This window comes from Gracilibacillus dipsosauri (genome assembly GCF_003176895.1).
Classification (GTDB): domain Bacteria; phylum Bacillota; class Bacilli; order Bacillales; family Amphibacillaceae; genus Gracilibacillus; species Gracilibacillus dipsosauri.
The window spans coordinates 1-17,576 of record NZ_QGTD01000004.1 but is presented as its reverse complement, the minus strand read 5'-3'; the positions used below and the strand labels follow the sequence as shown (position 1 = coordinate 17,576).

General features: G+C 37.2%; 16 protein-coding genes. 11 read left to right on the top strand and 5 right to left on the bottom strand.

What is annotated here, in order from left to right; translation table 11 throughout:
* Positions 1–121: 121 nt before the first annotated feature.
* Positions 122–1,621 carry a NarK family nitrate/nitrite MFS transporter gene (locus tag DLJ74_RS01795; RefSeq protein ID WP_109983106.1) on the bottom strand — a complete coding sequence of 500 codons (1,500 nt, stop codon included), beginning with the start codon at positions 1,619–1,621 and terminating at the stop codon, positions 122–124.
* Between the two features lie 253 nt (positions 1,622–1,874).
* Here DLJ74_RS01795 and DLJ74_RS01790 point away from each other — a divergent pair, with 253 nt between their 5' ends.
* The 3 genes from DLJ74_RS01790 to DLJ74_RS01780 all read left to right on the top strand — a co-directional run bounded on the left by DLJ74_RS01790 (position 1,875) and on the right by DLJ74_RS01780 (position 4,950).
* Entirely contained in the window at positions 1,875–2,798 is a 924-nt protein-coding gene (locus tag DLJ74_RS01790) for a fumarylacetoacetate hydrolase family protein (protein ID WP_109983105.1), read from the top strand.
* 310 nt (positions 2,799–3,108) lie between these two features.
* The gene (locus DLJ74_RS01785) at positions 3,109–4,272 is read left to right on the top strand and encodes a sensor histidine kinase (protein WP_109983104.1); all 1,164 of its coding nucleotides are present in this window, start codon (positions 3,109–3,111) and stop codon (positions 4,270–4,272) included.
* 9 nt (positions 4,273–4,281) lie between these two features.
* Positions 4,282–4,950, top strand: coding sequence for a response regulator transcription factor (locus DLJ74_RS01780; RefSeq protein WP_109983103.1), 669 nt, complete (start codon positions 4,282–4,284; stop codon positions 4,948–4,950).
* A gap of 76 nt (positions 4,951–5,026) precedes the next feature.
* Here DLJ74_RS01780 and DLJ74_RS20335 read toward each other — a convergent pair whose 3' ends face one another.
* Complete coding sequence (locus tag DLJ74_RS20335; RefSeq protein WP_181397410.1) at positions 5,027–5,194, bottom strand: hypothetical protein; 168 nt, start codon at positions 5,192–5,194, stop codon at positions 5,027–5,029.
* Positions 5,195–5,572: 378 nt separating this feature from the next.
* On the opposite strand from DLJ74_RS20335, the gene argC reads away from it, so the two are divergent.
* The 6 genes from argC to DLJ74_RS01750 all read left to right on the top strand — a co-directional run bounded on the left by argC (position 5,573) and on the right by DLJ74_RS01750 (position 11,795).
* On the top strand, positions 5,573–6,610 hold the full coding sequence (argC, locus tag DLJ74_RS01775) for an N-acetyl-gamma-glutamyl-phosphate reductase (RefSeq protein ID WP_109983102.1): 1,038 nt from the start codon (positions 5,573–5,575) through the stop codon (positions 6,608–6,610).
* A 14-nt stretch (positions 6,611–6,624) separates the two neighbouring features.
* Positions 6,625–7,851: a bifunctional ornithine acetyltransferase/N-acetylglutamate synthase gene (argJ, locus tag DLJ74_RS01770; RefSeq protein ID WP_109983101.1), complete on the top strand. Its 1,227-nt coding sequence runs from the start codon at positions 6,625–6,627 to the stop codon at positions 7,849–7,851.
* 14 nt (positions 7,852–7,865) lie between these two features.
* Complete coding sequence (gene argB / locus DLJ74_RS01765; protein WP_109983100.1) at positions 7,866–8,678, top strand: acetylglutamate kinase; 813 nt, start codon at positions 7,866–7,868, stop codon at positions 8,676–8,678.
* Positions 8,671–9,846 (top strand): aspartate aminotransferase family protein, encoded by a 1,176-nt coding sequence (locus tag DLJ74_RS01760; RefSeq protein ID WP_109983099.1) that lies wholly within the window; start codon positions 8,671–8,673, stop codon positions 9,844–9,846. The genes argB and DLJ74_RS01760 overlap by 8 nt, the downstream gene beginning before the upstream one ends.
* Positions 9,847–10,052: 206 nt before the next feature.
* Positions 10,053–10,952 carry a formyltetrahydrofolate deformylase gene (gene purU / locus DLJ74_RS01755; protein ID WP_109983098.1) on the top strand — a complete coding sequence of 300 codons (900 nt, stop codon included), beginning with the start codon at positions 10,053–10,055 and terminating at the stop codon, positions 10,950–10,952.
* A gap of 99 nt (positions 10,953–11,051) precedes the next feature.
* The gene (locus tag DLJ74_RS01750; RefSeq protein ID WP_109983097.1) at positions 11,052–11,795 is read left to right on the top strand and encodes a C40 family peptidase; all 744 of its coding nucleotides are present in this window, start codon (positions 11,052–11,054) and stop codon (positions 11,793–11,795) included.
* A gap of 131 nt (positions 11,796–11,926) precedes the next feature.
* Here the strand turns inward: DLJ74_RS01750 and DLJ74_RS01745 are convergent, their stop codons facing one another.
* The 3 genes from DLJ74_RS01745 to DLJ74_RS01735 all read right to left on the bottom strand — a co-directional run bounded on the left by DLJ74_RS01745 (position 11,927) and on the right by DLJ74_RS01735 (position 14,786).
* The gene (locus DLJ74_RS01745; RefSeq protein ID WP_109983096.1) at positions 11,927–13,192 is read right to left on the bottom strand and encodes an FAD-binding protein; all 1,266 of its coding nucleotides are present in this window, start codon (positions 13,190–13,192) and stop codon (positions 11,927–11,929) included.
* 135 nt (positions 13,193–13,327) lie between these two features.
* Positions 13,328–14,257, bottom strand: coding sequence for a DUF4179 domain-containing protein (locus DLJ74_RS01740; protein WP_219987213.1), 930 nt, complete (start codon positions 14,255–14,257; stop codon positions 13,328–13,330).
* A 1-nt stretch (position 14,258) separates the two neighbouring features.
* Positions 14,259–14,786 (bottom strand): RNA polymerase sigma factor, encoded by a 528-nt coding sequence (locus DLJ74_RS01735; protein WP_054860182.1) that lies wholly within the window; start codon positions 14,784–14,786, stop codon positions 14,259–14,261.
* 271 nt (positions 14,787–15,057) lie between these two features.
* Here DLJ74_RS01735 and DLJ74_RS01730 point away from each other — a divergent pair, with 271 nt between their 5' ends.
* Both DLJ74_RS01730 and DLJ74_RS01725 read left to right on the top strand, forming a co-directional pair.
* The gene (locus tag DLJ74_RS01730; RefSeq protein WP_109983094.1) at positions 15,058–15,534 is read left to right on the top strand and encodes a coiled-coil domain-containing protein; all 477 of its coding nucleotides are present in this window, start codon (positions 15,058–15,060) and stop codon (positions 15,532–15,534) included.
* Positions 15,535–15,778: 244 nt separating this feature from the next.
* Positions 15,779–17,476: a DUF2207 domain-containing protein gene (locus tag DLJ74_RS01725; RefSeq protein ID WP_109983093.1), complete on the top strand. Its 1,698-nt coding sequence runs from the start codon at positions 15,779–15,781 to the stop codon at positions 17,474–17,476.
* Positions 17,477–17,576 lie beyond the last annotated feature (100 nt).

Below are 17,576 nucleotides of genomic sequence, written 5' to 3'. Positions count from 1 at the left end.
TAAGGTCAGAAAGTATAAAGTTTTTGCAGGAAGAATAGCGACGAAGCTTTTGAAGTCCAAAATATAAGAAAAGCTAACGATCCGCTAAAGGACGCGCGAATATGAGTTTTTCTAAAGTGTTCTACATCGATTTTCGCACTGGTGCAACAATTTGATTAGCTTCTACTAGCTCTTCCTCTGTTAAATAATAGTTTTCTGCGAAGGAGTTCTTTGGCTCGTCTAGCATAAAATAACAGATGATAAAACTAATGATAGCACCTGTTGCCAGCAGAAAAAAGAATTGCTGGGCGCTAACAAAGGTATATAAAGTTAAATATACAGTCGATCCCACATTTCCGTATGCTCCTGACATGCCAGCTATTTGCCCTGTTATTCTTTTCTTTATGAGGGGAATGACGGCAAAGGTTGCTCCTTCCGCTCCTTGAATAAACATGGAAGTAATGATCGTAATGGCGACAGCAAATGCTAATGGCCAGCTCGAATTAATGAACCCCATAAGAAGAAGGCCAATGGAAATACCGATCATATAAACGAGCATAACTTTTCTACGACTCCCTAATCTGTCCGATAACACACCCCCTAATGGCCGTGCAAGTAAATTTACAAAGGCGAAAGAAGAGGCGATGAGCCCAGCTTGTGCCGCCGATAAAGAAAAGGTTAGCTGGAAGAACATCGGGAGCATGGAAACAATAGCAAGTTCCGCTCCAAAATTAGCAAAATAAGTACTATTTAATGCCACTACATTACGGAACTTATAGCGATCCTCCTTAGGCACTCCTTTTTTCAGAATGGGAATATTGATTTTTAAGATGGTATAGAGCTGGTAAAACAGGACAATAAGGATAACTGTATAAACAACATATAATATTGGCTTCGAAATAAACCCTAATCCTTCTAATCTCCATGCACTAATTGCTACTGCTCCGCCTAATGGTAGGGTCCATATCATTAACTGAATTAAGTCGCCCCAGCTACTAACCTCTAATGCAGCAGTTCGCTTAGGCCTGACCAGCTTTTTTCCCTTAGGGGTATCCCGAACGACAAAATAATAGAGGATTCCATATAAAAAGCAAACCACCCCTGTAAATGCAAGGGCGTATCGATAGCCATTATCCCCAGCAAAAACGGTTAACGCCAACCATGGCAATAAAATAGCTGCAGCTGCAGAGCCAAAATTCCCCCACCCGCCATAAATGCCTTCCGCAAATCCGACATGCTTAGGAGGAAACCATTCGGCAACCATCCGAATACCAATCACAAAGCTTGCACCAATACTTCCAAGCACCAATCTTGAAATCATTAATTGAATCCATGTATCACCAAAAGCAAAAATAATAGTAGGTAGTGACATCGTTATAAGTAACCCTGAAAAGACGATTCTCGGCCCCCATTTATCTAACAATTGGCCGATGATAATTCTAGCAGGGATCGTTAACACCACATTACAAATACCGAGAGCTGCTAGGTGTTCTGCCGTGAGCCAATCCATGTTCTCCATCATCGTTGTAGCAAGTGGTGCCATACTGAACCATGCAAAAAAGGAGACAAAAAAAGCAAACCAGGTAAAATGAAGAACCTTTATTCGTTCGCTTTTAAATGAAAACAAATCTTTGATCGTCATGAAAACACTCCCTATAAATAGCTATCTATTTGTCAGACCTGCCAATGGCAGAAGTCTCATTTTATAGTTTGCCATGACTGATTCCCATTTGTCTTAGTAGTTGTAAGAAGGGTTCACATACTTTTTAAAATAAGGGAGGATACAGTGGAAAAATGCTGCATATAATGATGTTGTCCTTTGAAGTAGGTGTTCTTCTTATTCTTTTTCTTTCAATTCCATGATAAGATGATACTAAAGATGGGAGGAGTTAGAGGTGAAGCTGGTAAACTATCGTTTAAAAAATGATTTTTCATTAAACAGGATCGGTATCATGCGTGATGATAAGGTGATCGATTTATCAAAAGGCTATGCACAAATGAAATTAAAAGAAAATAATTTAGCGAGTATAGGTGTATTCCCGAGTGATCCAGATCAATTTTATTCCAATGGAAAAGCTATACTAGAAGAAGCAAAAAAGATCGATGCTTTCTTGCAAAAGGAACCACCAGAATACCAATATAAAAAAGAAGAGGTTGTGATAGGGCCTCCTGTACCGAATCCTTCGAAAATTATTTGTGTTGGGACTAATTATGCGGAGCATATAGCGGAGATGAAAGGGGTAGTTCCCGATTACCCAGTGCTCTTTGCTAAATTTAATAATGCTTTAATAGGTCCTGAGGATAGTATTTATAAAACGGATCAAACGGAAAAGTTAGATTATGAAGCAGAGCTTGGTGTAGTAATCGGACAAAAAGCATCCAATGTGAAACAAGAAGATGTTTTCGAATACATTGCGGGATATACAATCGCTAATGATATATCTGCTAGGGACTTACAGAAGCGGACATTGCAGTGGCTACAAGGGAAATCCCTTGATCATACCACCCCTATAGGTCCATATATCGTTACAGTCGATGACATCCCGAATCCAAATCAATTAAATATTAAGTCATATGTAAACGGAGAAATGCGACAATCCTCTAATACGAAGCACCAAATCTTCAATATTCCACATATCGTAAGCTTTATATCAGAACTAATCACACTAGAGCCTGGAGATATTATTTTGACAGGTACTCCAGACGGGGTCGGTATGGGAATGAACCCACCAACATACCTTAAGCTAGGAGATAAAGTAAGAGTAGAAATTGAAGGCATTGGTATGATGGAAAATGAGGTTGTAGCACCAAGGCAATAGCTCACTCTTTTTAAGGGTGAGTTTTTTATTTTACGTTAAGAAAGTATAAAATTTTTGCAAGTAGTAAAGCGATGAAGCGGAAATTTTGAAGTCCAAGGTATAAGAAAAGCTAACGCATTCGCTAAAAGGACGAGCGAATGCGAGTTTTTCTAATCTTACAATAGTGTTTATATTTTACGGATGTGGATGACTTTAGTAATATATTCATAGATATATTTTCCTTTGTCGAGCATATAATGGACAGAAAATAAACACTTCTAACAAGTAAAAAGCCCCATACAGATAGAGCTTTATTAGATAAGGAGGACTTATGGAACAAACCTTTGAAAAGAATATGTCTCATTTCTTTACTGGAGTTTTTCTCGTCTTAATACCTTTATTTATTCTAGATCGCCAGCATCATTTAGAACTACTTTATACACTTGTTGGATTCTACACATTCGTACAAATAGTAAGGGATTACATTTGGAAACTATCCTTAGAAGATACCAAAGGCATATTATTTTTATGCTTCCAGCTTTTAATAGTTTCTATCATTATAAGTGTCGACCAGTCTTTTATCTCACAGGTATACTTACTTGTTTTAATAGGGGAGGTTGTTTTTCACCATCCATTAAAGGTAAGTATTCCGTTTGCTGCCACTGGATATATCACTTTTGTCGTCGGAAAATGGATAGCGTTTGGGTTTCCATCCTTTCAGGAAATAAGCTTTATTATACCTAGGATTACCGAATTCCTTGTGGTCTTTTTGTTCAGTTATATGGTGTCTAAGTCAGTAAAACAAAAGCAAATGCTTGAAGAAGCCTATGAAAAAATTAAAGCATCTTCTTTGAAATTAGAGGAGAACGTGATTATTTCGGAAAGAAGACGCTTTGCTCGTGAAATGCATGATACCATCGGCCATTCTTTTTCCACATCCTTGATAGGATTACAAGCCGTAATCGCTTTATTGGAAACGAATAAAGCAGAAGCGAAAGAAATGCTACAAAAAATACGAGGTAATTTAGATAAAGGGCTACAAGAAGTACGTCAATCTGTTCATTATTTACAGGAAAGTCATTTTTTTATTGATTTTGAAACTGCTGTCCGTGCATTATTAAACGAAACGGTGGAGCAAACAAGTGTTATCATAGATCAAGATTTACAAATTGAAGAAGAATGGATGAAACCAGCTCAGGAAATAGTTATTTATCGTGCGTTGCAGGAAGGTTTAAATAATGGAATTAGACATGGAGGAGCAGATCGTTTTTTCTTAATTATTAAGACAGAAGAGAATCTTCTCCATTTTCGACTAGAGGATAATGGCTCAGGTATTGAGAAGACAAAAGTGGAAAAGGGCTTTGGCTTAACAGCAATGGAGGAGAGAGTGAAGGAAATAGGCGGTAGCTTTCAGATGGATTATGATAATAGAAGAACAGGACTTGCACTTATCATTGTGTTACCTCGGGAGCAAGTAAACTTTGGAGAAATGTAGGGTGGAATTATGAGTGAAAATCAAGTGAAGTTAATGGTGGTAGATGACCAAAAGCTTATATGTGATGGCCTTTCCGTTGTCCTCAATCAAATGGATAATTTGGAGGTTATAGCAATTGCCAATGACGGTAAAGAGGCTATTGATAAAGCGGAAGAACTACAGCCAGATGTGATATTAATGGATATTCGAATGCCAATAATGGGCGGAATAACTGCAACGAGTATCATCAAAAAAAAATACCCACAAATAAAAATTCTCATGCTAACCACTTTCTCAGATGATGCCTATATTTTAGAAGCATTAAGAAATGGAGCAAGTGGTTATGTATTGAAGGATATGAATGTAGTGGATTTGGCTAAGGTTATCCATCAATGCAATAGTGGACAAATAATCATCCCGCAATCTATTCAGCCCATGCTTATGCAATTATTGCAAAAAACGGAAAGAAACGAAGATCCCTTGTCAGCAATCAGAGAAAAGCTACAATCGAGAAATATTCACCTAACGAAAGCGGAAGCAGATGTACTAAAAGAAATATTAAATGGTAAATCAAATAAGGAGATTTCAGATTCCTTGTTTCTTTCCATAGGAACGATCAAAAATTATACGAGTAAGCTTTATCGAAAGCTTGGAGTGTCGAGTCGTGCAGAGGCAATTATTTTAGTGAAAAACCTATAGCATCCTATACGCTTTAAGGGATTAACAACAACAAGGTTTATGGAATGGCAGCTATGTACTTAAAGCGTTCGTGCTTTTATGTTTTTGACTTCACCAGTGTTTCTTTTAATTGACTATATGTTTTCAGAAAAATGGCTACATCCTTTTTTGAAACTCCCTGAATTTTGGCTAAATAAATAAGCCTTAACCACTCTTGGTCGATTCGTTTTGACTCTAACGAAGGTTGTTTCGATTCCCTTTCCATTTTAACCACTCCATTACGAAAGATAAATTTCATCCTCATCATATCTTTTCTTTCCACTTTAAGAAAGATAACGAAAGTCATTTATTTCATAGAAAAGTCATCTATTCGTCATGAGACATTCGGTTTAATTGAGGAGTCAATTAATATCCAAAAGAACACCTCTTTATGCATATTCATGGATATTTATACAATTACTAAAGCGGATATAAAGAATAAAAAGCTGAAACGATAGCGAAATGATTGAATTTAATTAGGAGTATCTTATGGAAAGCTTTCGAATTTTTTATTCTTTTTTGGAAACATTATTGCATGAAAATACAAAATAGAGTATAATTATAAAATATCACATACGGAAAATTGTATAGGAGGATAACAATCGTGAATGTAGCAATTATTGGTGGAACAGGATATGGTGCGGTTGAATTAATTCGATTTTTATATAATCATCCCAATGTTACATTAACTACTATTATTTCGCATTCCAATAGTGGGACTTCCTTTTCTGAAGTATATCCACATTTATCTGATCTTGTAAATGTAGAGATGGAATCGTTTGATGAAGATCAACTAGCGAAAGAGGTGGATTTAGTCTTTTTTGCTACTCCATCCAATGTTAGCAAACACCAGATTCCTAAATTAATAGATAAAGGGATCAAATGTATTGATTTATCTGGAGACTTTCGCTTAGAAGACCATGAATTATACGAGCAATATTACGGAGAGGAAATGGCAGAAGCTAAATATATAGATCAAGCAGTTTATGGACTAAGTGAAATAAACAATGAGAGCATTAAAGGTGCTAGCTTAATTGCTAATCCTGGCTGTTATCCTACTGCTACGACGTTAGGTTTAATACCGGTTTTAGCAAATGATATGGTCGAACGGAAAAATATAATAATTGATGCCAAAACAGGCGTTTCAGGAGCAGGTAGAAGCTTATCATTGAATACTCATTTTTCAGAAATGAATGAAAATTTCAAAGCCTATAAGATTGGTAATCACAAACATATTCCCGAGATTGAACAAGTATTATCAAAAGCGGCCGAAGAGGAAATTCAAATCACCTTTACTCCTCATATTGTCCCGATGACTCGAGGAATCATGAGTACAATGTATGTTGATTTAAAGGAAAAACAATCGACTAATCAATTGATTGCATTATATGAAGATTTTTACAAGTATCATCCTTTTGTTCGGATAAGGAAAGAGGGAGTTTTTCCACAAACGAAAGAAGTTTATGGTAGCAATTATTGTGATATAGGATTATATGCTGATCAAAGGACAGGCAAGCTTATTATTGTATCTGTGATCGATAATTTAGTCAAAGGTGCATCAGGCCAAGCAATTCAAAATATGAACATAATGAACGGATGGGAAGAAACGACTGGATTAACTCAGTTGCCGATTTATCCATAAGGAGTGGAGAACGAATGTATAACGTACAACAGGAGAATTTTAAGGTATTAGAAAATGGAAATATAGCCACAGCTAAAGGATTTCATGCAGGCGGTTTGCACTGTGGTATACGGAAACAAAAGATCGATTTTGGATGGTTTTATTCTGATGTACCAGCCCAAGCAGCTGGTGTATATACGACCAATGTATTCCAGGCAGCACCGCTTAAAGTAACACAAGAAAGTATTGCAAAAGAAAATAAGCTACAAGCAGTTGTCGTGAATTCTGGAATTGCCAATGCTTGTACAGGTGAACAAGGTCTAACGGATGCCTATGATATGCGGAAGCTTTTCGCTGAAACAGTTGGTGTGGAAGAACATTTAGCAGCCGTCGCTTCTACAGGCTTAATCGGAGAGCTTTTGCCAATGGAGAAAATTCAAACGGGTATTAGTCAAATTCATACAGCCGAACATCAAGGTGCGGAAAAATTCGAAACAGCTATTCTAACAACGGATACACATGAAAAAGGAATCGCCATCGAATTAGAAATAGATGGAGAGAAAGTAGTTATCGGTGGTGCGGCAAAGGGTTCTGGTATGATACATCCAAATATGGCGACAATGCTAGGTTTTGTAACAACGGATGCAAACATTTCGTCAGAGCAATTATCGACTACACTAAAAAAGATTACTAATCAATCGTTTAATATGATCACAGTAGATGGAGATACAAGCACGAATGATATGGTTTTAGTTTTAGCCAATGGCAAAGCAGGTAATCAGCCATTAACAAACGCCCATTCAGATTGGGAGACTTTTTACTCCGGATTAAAGTTTGTTTGTGAGTATTTAGCAAAAGAAATTGCGAGAGATGGGGAAGGTGCGAGTAAGTTAGTCGAGGTAAACGTGGATGGCTCCTTCTCAGATGAATCTGCTCAGGCTATTGCAAAATCGATTATTTCTTCTAATCTTGTAAAAACCGCTCTACACGGTGCTGATGCTAATTGGGGGAGAATTATTACGGCTATAGGCTATAGTGGTCAGTCATTAAATCCTGATAAGGTAAGCATTTATTTAGGAGATATCCTAGTTGTAGAAAACGGTATTCCCCACCGGTTTGATGAAGAAGAGGCCAAAAATTATTTGCTAAAGGATGAGGTGAAAATCCTAGCAAAACTAGGAGACGGAAACGGTAAAGCAACTGCTTGGGGCTGTGATTTGTCCTATGAATATGTCAGAATTAATGCTTCTTATCGAACATAAGGAGGAAAGAAAACGTGAATAAAAAATACGTCGTGATTAAATGTGGTGGCAGTGTATTAGAAAAGCTGCCTCATTCTTTTTATCAAAATGTTGTCGATTTACAAAAGCAAGGCGAATGGCAGCCAATCATTGTTCACGGTGGAGGACCACTTATCTCTAAGCTACTAAAACAAACAGGTGTCCCTACTACATTTGTCAATGGTTTAAGGGTGACAACGCAAGAGGTGCTTGATGTAGTAGAAATGGCGCTGAGTGGTTCTATCAACAAACAGATTGTTAGAAAGCTAGTAGAAGCAGAGGGCAAGGCATTTGGCATCAGTGGTATCGATGGAGGACTGTTAACAGCAAAGCCGGTAGACAATAAGGAGGATATGGGCTTTGTTGGTGAGGTTACGAATGTGAATACCATGATCATCAAGGATTTAGTAGAAAAAGGATTTATACCAATTATTTCTCCGATTGGAATCGATGAGTCAGGTGAGCGTTTTAATATTAATGCCGATATGGCTGCATCTGCGGTTGCCCAGAGCTTAGGTGCAAAGCTTTGTTATATAAGTGATATTCCAGGAATCTACGAAGAAAAAAATGGACAAAAGCATATTTTTCATCAATTGGATCAAGTAAAAGCCAATCAACTCATAGACTTAGGGGTCATAGCAGGTGGCATGATTCCAAAAGTACAGTCAGCGATTAAGGCCTTACATCAACATGTCTTGGAAGTCTCTATTATAGATGGGATAGAACCAGATGGATTATGGCAGTTTATGCAAGGAAAAGAAATTGGTACTAGAATTCTATTAAATAAGGAGGGAAAGAGTCATGTCTGAGAAGGTAGAATTGAACCCAGTTATGAGTACATACGGCCGTTTTCCAATCACATTAGTGAAAGGGAAGGGGAGCTATGTATGGGATAAGGAAGGGAAAAAATATTTAGATTATTCATCAGGTATAGCGACATGTAACTTAGGACACGTTCCTGATGTAGTAGAAAAGGCTGTTCAAGAGCAATTAGGACACCTTTGGCACTGTTCTAATTTATACCATATTCCGTCACAAGACAAGCTCGCACAATTGCTTGTCGCAAATAGTTGTGGAGATCAAGTATTTTTTTGTAATAGTGGTGCAGAGGCAAATGAAGCAGCATTAAAAATTGCTAAAAAATATGCAAAGGATCAATTTCTTAAAGAGATACCACAGATTGTGACATTTAAAAATTCCTTCCATGGACGAACGATGGCCACGTTATCTGCAACAGGTCAGGAGAAAATACATCAAGGCTTTACTCCTTTAACACCAGGCTTTTCTTTCCTGCCTTTTAATGATTGGGATGCACTGGAGCAGTTAACATCGATGAACCCAGATGCTGTTCTCATAGAATTAGTTCAGGGAGAGGGTGGAGTTTTACCTGCCGATAAAGAATGGTTGAAGCAATTGGCAAAGGTATGCTATGATCAACAAATTCTACTTATGGTAGATGAAATTCAAACAGGAATGGGACGAACGGGTACTCTTTTTGCATATGAACAGTATGAAATCGAACCAGATGTGATTAGCTTAGCAAAAGGGCTTGGATCAGGTATTCCAATTGGGGCAATTATTGCCAAGGAGCATGTGGCGAAGGCCTTCAGTCCTGGAACTCATGGTAGTACATTTGGAGGAAATCCGATTGCTACAACGGCGGGAGTTGCAACAGTGACGGAGCTAACGACTACAAACGTTTTGAATGAGGCGAACGAAATGGCTCATGATATTTGGACAGGGTTAGAGAAAATCGCAGCTAAATCCAATACAATCAAACAATTACGTGGTATGGGATTACTAATTGGACTAGAACTAGACAAACCAGCAATTGATTATGTCAATAAAGCTCGGGAAGATTATCAATTACTAGTCATTGTAGCAGGACCGAATGTTTTACGTATTTTACCTCCATTAACGACAACGAGAGAAGAAGTGGATCAATTTTTAGCAATTATGAAGCAGCTGTTTATATAATATGGCATTGAAAAGGAACGCTATCGTAGCAGCATAAACTTAAGTGATAGCGTTCTAGGTGTAACAGAATGGATGAATTGCATGAAGGATAACGGCTCGGCAATTGCCGAGTTTTCTTTATTATGATAAAATAATTCAGAATTCTAAGAGCAAATGCGGTAGAATAGTAATAAATAAAGAATGAATGGAGTAAAGAGGGATCATTAATGAAGACATATATGAAAGAAAAAATAGACACTTTTCGTCAGGAACACAAAAATCGTGCAAGACTGTTAATTAATTGTCCTGATCAGCCAGGTATTGTGGCGGCAGTTTCACAATTTCTTTATGAGCACAATGCTAATATTATTGAGTCCAATCAATATTCGACAGACCCGGACCGTGGTGAATTCTTTATGCGGATCGAGTTTGAAATACCGGAGCTGAAAAGCCAAATAAAAAATTTGGAAGAAGAGTTTCAAGCAATTAGAAAGCAATTCGACATGGAAGCAACCTTTAAATATGTAGATCAATTAAAGAAGGTAGCTATTTTTGTTTCCAAAGAGCCCCATTGCTTATTAGAGCTTTTATGGGAATGGCAAAGTGGTGATATGATAGCGGATATTGGACTAGTCATCAGTAATCACGAGACATCTAGAGAAATTGTAGAATCTTTAGGCATACCGTATTACTATATTCCAGCAAACAAAGATATCCGTGAGCAAGTCGAGCAAAAACAAATTGAGCTACTGAGAGAATATAATGTGGACTTAATCATTCTCGCTCGATATATGCAAATTTTGACACCACATTTTGTTGGAACCTTTAAAAACCAAATTATTAACATCCACCATTCCTTTTTACCTGCTTTCATCGGTGCCAAACCGTATGAGAGAGCATATAATCGTGGAGTTAAATTAATTGGGGCGACTTCTCATTATGTAACCAATGATTTAGATGAAGGTCCAATAATCGAACAGGATATTAGTCGTGTAGATCATCGAGATAATGCAGAGGCAATGAAGAAAATAGGCCAATCAGTAGAGCGTAGCGTCTTAGCGAGAGCGGTCAAATGGCATTTGGATGATCGCATTATTGTATATGGAAACAAAACCATCGTATTTTAACAGGGAAAGCATGTGACTCTTATGTGAGCCATATGCTTTTCTTTTATGTTCTGTTACCGAAATATCCTCCTTGCATAGAATATGGTGGAGGTGTTTTCGGTGAATCGTTTTATGAATGTATTGAAAAAAGGTAACCAAGTTTACGTAGAGGCAATGTATCCTACTTGCTTTAAAATATATAAGGACCGTCAGTTTCTAATGGCTACAGATCAAAATCGCATCATCTCATTTGAAGTGGAGGATTATGTCAAGTCGATAACGATACTTGGCTATTATAATGATCTGATCGTCAGAGAGGATTACTTTCTATCAGATGATAGGGAGCTTGATCGAGATCGCGATTTTCGACCTGGAGATATATTAGTAGCAAGCGATAATGTCAAGAAGGAGTTATCAGGATATATGGGGCATAGTGCTCTCGTAGTGAATGAAAAAGAGGTCGTAGAAGCAGTAGGAGGACATCCAGCTATCACGAAAGATCCGATAAAAGACTTTTTACGGAAACACCCAATTCACGCACAGTTTCGTCCTAAAAATAAAGAGGTCGGGGAGAAGGTGACCGAATTTGCTCTTCAATATTACGAAAAATACCAGGAAAATTTAGATCAAGGGATTAAAAAACCGATTTTTTCTTTTCAATTATCTCAAAATCTAGATGATTTATGGGAATTTACTTATTGTTCTAAGCTGATCTGGCTTTGCTATCATTATGGGGCAGGATACACATTTGAAAATGATGACTTATGGTTTTCTCCAGAGGATTTGTATCATAATTTAATAGATAATGAAGCATTTGAATTAGTTTACAGACATCCAGATCTTCAATTTTTAATCGATACTTAGTAGAGAATGACGCAGAAATTTGGGTTATTTCATGGTTAGACTCATAATAAAAATACTTCATTCCATTGATGTGTCCTTCAATGGAGTGAAGTAATCGGTATTTTTATACTATTTTCAACAAAATTAAACACCTATTTTTCAAAAATGTATTGCTTTAAAAATTCATTGCGAAACTTTCCGTCTGGATCATACTTCCTAACTAGCTGTCTAAATGCTGGCAGTTGTTTATAACGTGTTTGCAGCTTTGTTGGGTCCATTGTGAACAGCTTCCCCCAATGTGGTCTTGGTTGGAATGGTTCGAGTACTGCTTCTATTTTCGGTAGTACTAGCTTCACTTCATTCCAAAGATCCTTCCATGTAAAATGGATCCCAATCGAGTCCTGCTTATAGTTCATACTCATCCAAAGGTCGTCAGCTTTAATACTTCGAAGCTCTGAAACTAATAATAATGGGGCAATTTCATCACGCAGTCCATTCAGTTTTTTCATTGCATCACTTATATGATGACGTGATAATATATACTCACTTTGTAGTTCTTTACCACTACTTGGAGTAAAGTTCATTTTGAAATGTGCTAAACGGTCGTGCCATGGTCCTAGAACACCTAATTGCTCGGTACAATGCTCAGCCCCATGACCAGAGATTGGATGGAGATTCACGTTGGCGAGCTCTGCGCCATAGAAATCTGTATTTAACTCGACAGCATCTTGTTCAGTGATTGTCTGTTTAAGCCAGACTTGGTTAAATCGTTCCTCCTGCCAGTCAGTAAATAAACTAACACTGTAGGCGCTAGCATAAATTTCATCATAATATTGATAAAATTCGTGAAAGGATAGATTTTGATAGACCACTTGTCTCACTTGAAAATCTGGTATTAAATCAAGTGTAAGCTTTGTAATAATACCAAATGCACCAAGACTTACGGACAAGCCTCTCATCTCCTCTTCATGCTCTTCTCGTGTTAACGTAATGATTTCTCCATTTCCATTAACGAATTCAATACCAGATACAATTGTAGCGAGATTTCCATTTTTATCACCAGATCCATGGGTTGCTGTGGCACAAGCCCCCGCCACGGAAATGTGAGGCAATGAAGCAAGGTTATGTAATGCCAGCCCAGTTTCACCAAGATATTGACAGACATCACTATACTTCATTCCTGCTTCGACGGTTATTTTTTGCTTCTCTTTATCAAAATCTATCACCCTATTTAATTGTTCAAGTGAAACGATATGCTCGTTAGAATCCGCAATATGATTAAACGAGTGACGAGACCCTACTACTTTTAATCGGTTACATTTTTTTACTAACCGTTGTATTTCTTCGACACTTTCAGGTATATGCCAATTGCTTGCGTGATAGGTGTAATTACCTGCCCAATTGCGTTGTTTTGTCATTTTGTAAAGCTCCTTTTTCATACAATGCTTGTAGAATATTCAACTTGACCGTACAAAGTCGTCGCTAATAGAATAGCACAGAATGTAGAAAAAAAGTAGTGAAGGATGCCAGAGGGGCCGGGATCCCCCTGCACCCTAGTCTCTATAGATCTTTAATACCTGATCATTAGGTAGATGCAAGGTGACCTCTAATGGATTACTATCTGTTGGTATTGCATCATACGTTATTTCAAATGTCGTTCCTGTTATATTGGTACTGTAACCATTGCTTAACAAATTTATTTTTTCTCCGTTTACGATCAATTCCATTTGTTCAAAATTTAAGCTTTCTATCAGCTCCTTATCACCTTTTCCTTTAATGATCGTAGAAGTTGGGGAAGCTTCTATTGTTTGAAAAGTTAACAGTGCCTCATTTAGGATAACTTTCTCATTAATGGTTTGCTTAATCGTGTGTCCCATTGCTTTTTCTGGATTATAAGAGAAAGTGAGTGTTTCGGTTGTTTCGTGAAAATGTACGGTTAATTCCTTCGCAAAGCCGTTAGGAGTCTCAAAGCTATGTGTCCCTCTTATTACCTTTTCATCTTCACTGACTTCCCCCATACCACTTTCATGGGATGCGTTTGTCAAAAATCCTGTGATATTGATTGGCTGGTGATCATATTCGGTATTTTTTACGATAGAGCCGGGACTTTCTAATGTGTAGAACATAATTAATTGATTCTCATCAACGATAATACCATCTATGGTAAAAGTAGTACCATCTTCAAAAGTAATACTTTTATTAATGGTCTGCCCCATGCCTGAATCATTTAGTTGCTGTAATGTATTGGAAATAACATGATCATAGCCAATGATTTTTTTACCGTAATAGGCAAGGCTTTGGTAATTATAGCCGATAAGAATACTTATAATAATAAGTGCTGCAAGCCTTCGCCAAACTTTACCTGAACGTCGTTGCTTTTGATTTGGAAGATGATCGAGTCTGTTACGCAAGCGTGATTCCAATTCCTTTGGTGCATGAACTTTTTGTAATTGCTCCTTTTCTCGCTCAAATTGTTGTTTCATTCTACCCATCTTGCTCACCTCGATATAAATGATGTAATTTCTTTAAACCATAATAAATTCTAGATTTCACCGTCCCTATGGATGTATTGGTTATCGAACCAATTGTTTTCAAATCCAGGTCATGCAAATACTTGAGTCGAATCACTTCTGCTTGCTGTGGAGTTAACTTTGCAAGCAGATGATCTAGGTCAATCTGGGTGTCTGTTAATTCAAATGCATGATGGGATGTTGCAAATTTGTCTAGTTCTTTATCATCTAAAAATTCCATTCTTTTTCTTTTTCGGAAAGTATCATAACAACACCTTACAAGGATGGTTTTACTCCAGCTATAGAAGGATTCGCGTTTTTGCAATGTATGAATTTTTTCATAAAGAATTACAATCATATCCTCCATCACATCAAGGGCGTCATGTTCATTTTTCATATAGGACCATGCAAGGCGGTAATAGTCGTCTTGTTTTGCTAGAATTAGTTGTAAAAGTGCTTCTTTATTGCCGTTTTGTGCTTTCTTCACAAGCTTGACTGTCAAGTTGTTGCCCCCTTTCTCTAGATAAGAGATCTGAATAGGGAAAAAAGTTCATATCATTTTTCCTGAAATTAGTTTACCATGTAAGGACACATTGAAATGCCCAGTTTTTCAATAAAATCATTGTAAAAAAAGAAAATCCTTTGGTGAATTCTTGATATCGTACACTTTTATCTGTGTTTTTTGAAAATATTACTCCATGATTGTCATCATGTTATGTAGTATAATTGGTATATCGAATATGTAAAAATTTACGGAAAGGAGAAGAAGTATTATGGAAAATAGTGAGGGTAAGATGATTATTCAGGCCATTAGGGAATTGTCAGTCAAAGTAGATCAAATTAGTGGCTTTAATCAACAATTAACAGAAAAAATGGACAAGACCCAAAAGTCCTTGGATCAACTAACAGAGCGAGTGGACGAGACCCAAAAATCATTGGATCAACTAACAGAGCGAGTAGATGATAACCAAAAGTCCTTGGATCAACTGACAGAGCGAGTAGATGATAACCAAAAGTCCTTGGATCAACTGACAGAGCGAGTGGATGATAATCAAAAGTCATTGGATCAACTGACAGAGCGAGTAGATGAGAATCAAAAGTCATTACAACAATTAACAGAGAAAGTTGACCAAAATCATACTGCATTATCAAAACGGATGGATAGTATGGAAGAGAAAATGGACTATATTCAACACAAACTGATCGAACATGATCAAGATATTTATACATTAAAGCGAAAGGTGAGATAGGGTATAAAAATAGAACTAGTCCGCAATGTGAAAATAGATGGCTGAATTAGTTATCAAACAACGAAACCCCCATCACTCGACATTTATTTACCTTTCATAACATCCTTCAGTTTGCTTTTATCTTTATTCGCAACAGACTCGTCAAAGGCAACTTAATCTTATCCAACCCTGATTTGAACTTTTACTTGAATGAAACCTTTTCCATTTTCATGACGTATAGAGAAGGGAGAGGAGCTTAAACCATATGAAAAAGACCATAATATTACTTGCATTTGTTTTTTCTATTTTTTTACTACCTCAGGATGTTTATGCTGTGGATTTTTCCATTACAAACACAGAGATTAACGCTTACTTACAGGAGAATGGTGATGTACAGGTCCAAGAGCAGCACACCTATCGTTTTGAAGGTGATTTTAATGGCATTACACGCTCCATAATTCCAAAAGAACAAACAAAAGTAGAAGGCTTTCAAGCATTTGAAAATGGTAAGCCTTTAGAGGTTGAATTAGAAGAGAACGTTTATAAAGTCTATCGAAGTGGTTCCGATCAGAAGATTTTGATTGATCTCACTTATACGATAACTAATGGAGTGGAAGTGTACACAGACTTGGCACAATTTTACTGGCCATTTTTTGACACTAGCAATGAATCAACATATCAAAACATGGACATTTATATCCACCCGCCTCAAGCTTCGGAAGAGGTAATTGCATTGGGTTATGATGAGGCATATGCTACATCGGTTATAGCTTCAGATGGTGTGGTCCATTTTGCTATGGGTGAAGTAGAAAGTGGGACGAAAGGAGATATAAGAGTAGCATATGATCCTAATCTGTTCCCTGCTGCAAGCCTCTTAGCCGATAAAACGATTCGAGATGATATTCTAGCTGATCAGGCCGAACTTGAGCAAGAAAGACAGAACTATGAGAATAGGCAGGAGCTGTTAAATCGTATTTCCCCTTATATAATTTGTAGTTTATCTATCTATTTATTGTTACTAGTAACAGTAGCATGGAGAAAAAAGAACAGTAGATTATTAGAAATAGAACGTAGCTCTTTATCATCACAATTCTTGCCAAATCAAGAAATGAGTTTACCAGCCACCATGCTCTATATAAGGAATATGTCTCCTAGTAGTGAGCTCATCTCAGCTGCATTGATGGATCTGGTAAGAAAAGGATATGTCAAAAAAGATGGTGAAAGTAAATTTGTTATCGTAGATTCTAATACAGATTTTCCACATGAGAGCATATTGATCGAATGGTTATTCCATAAAATAGGCGAAAACGGGGTATTTACCTTATCCGATCTTTCTGCCTATACAAAGGTGAAAGGGAACCATTCCACTTACAGCAGTGACTTTGCCAAATGGATTCAAGCAGTAAAAGAAGAGGTTAAACAGAGCCACTTAGTTGAAAAGAAAAAAGGCTTAAGATGGACAATAGGTATAGTCAGTCTGTTAACAATGCTTTTTGCGATCATACTAGGTGTTCATTCGCTTTTTATGTGGATGTTTTTCTCGATCATCTTAGCATTCGCGTTGTTGCTCTTTGCGATCATTTATCAACCTAAAACCCTTCGAGGTCATCGGATTAGACAGCAATCGAAAAAAATCAGCCTCAATTACGACAATATCAGTGAAAAAGACTGGAATGACTGGATGACTGATGAGCAAATGCAATCATTTATTTACGCGATAGGTACAGGGAACAAGTCGATGCAGAAAAAATTTGAACAACTTAGCAAGAGCTTGTCTTTACATTCTACTACGGATCACAGCATGCAATCACATGATGTGATGATGTTTATCCTCATTGCAAGCACCTTAACCAATCAATTTGACAAAGCGGATTCCACCGTTTCTGCCTCTATTAGCAGTGGGAGTGTTACTGGTGGAGGAACAGGCGTAGGTGGTGGCGGTGGAGGTTCAGGTGCTTTTTAATAGCAAAAAAGGTTTCAGTTGCTAATTGATATGCTCCCCCTAAAGTAGACACTTAAAAAAGTAAAACTACTTTAGGGGGATTTTTATGCGTTTAAATAGT

Coding starts and splice junctions, on each gene's coding strand:
- DLJ74_RS20335 (WP_181397410.1), bottom strand. CDS start 5,194: ATGGAAAGGGAATCGAAACAACCTTCGTTAGAGTCAAAACGAATCGAC.
- DLJ74_RS01730 (WP_109983094.1), top strand. CDS start 15,058: ATGGAAAATAGTGAGGGTAAGATGATTATTCAGGCCATTAGGGAATTG.
- DLJ74_RS01785 (WP_109983104.1), top strand. CDS start 3,109: ATGGAACAAACCTTTGAAAAGAATATGTCTCATTTCTTTACTGGAGTT.
- DLJ74_RS01740 (WP_219987213.1), bottom strand. CDS start 14,257: ATGAAACAACAATTTGAGCGAGAAAAGGAGCAATTACAAAAAGTTCAT.
- DLJ74_RS01780 (WP_109983103.1), top strand. CDS start 4,282: ATGAGTGAAAATCAAGTGAAGTTAATGGTGGTAGATGACCAAAAGCTT.
- DLJ74_RS01760 (WP_109983099.1), top strand. CDS start 8,671: ATGTCTGAGAAGGTAGAATTGAACCCAGTTATGAGTACATACGGCCGT.
- DLJ74_RS01745 (WP_109983096.1), bottom strand. CDS start 13,192: ATGACAAAACAACGCAATTGGGCAGGTAATTACACCTATCACGCAAGC.
- DLJ74_RS01725 (WP_109983093.1), top strand. CDS start 15,779: ATGAAAAAGACCATAATATTACTTGCATTTGTTTTTTCTATTTTTTTA.
- DLJ74_RS01795 (WP_109983106.1), bottom strand. CDS start 1,621: ATGACGATCAAAGATTTGTTTTCATTTAAAAGCGAACGAATAAAGGTT.
- argJ (WP_109983101.1), top strand. CDS start 6,625: ATGTATAACGTACAACAGGAGAATTTTAAGGTATTAGAAAATGGAAAT.
- purU (WP_109983098.1), top strand. CDS start 10,053: ATGAAGACATATATGAAAGAAAAAATAGACACTTTTCGTCAGGAACAC.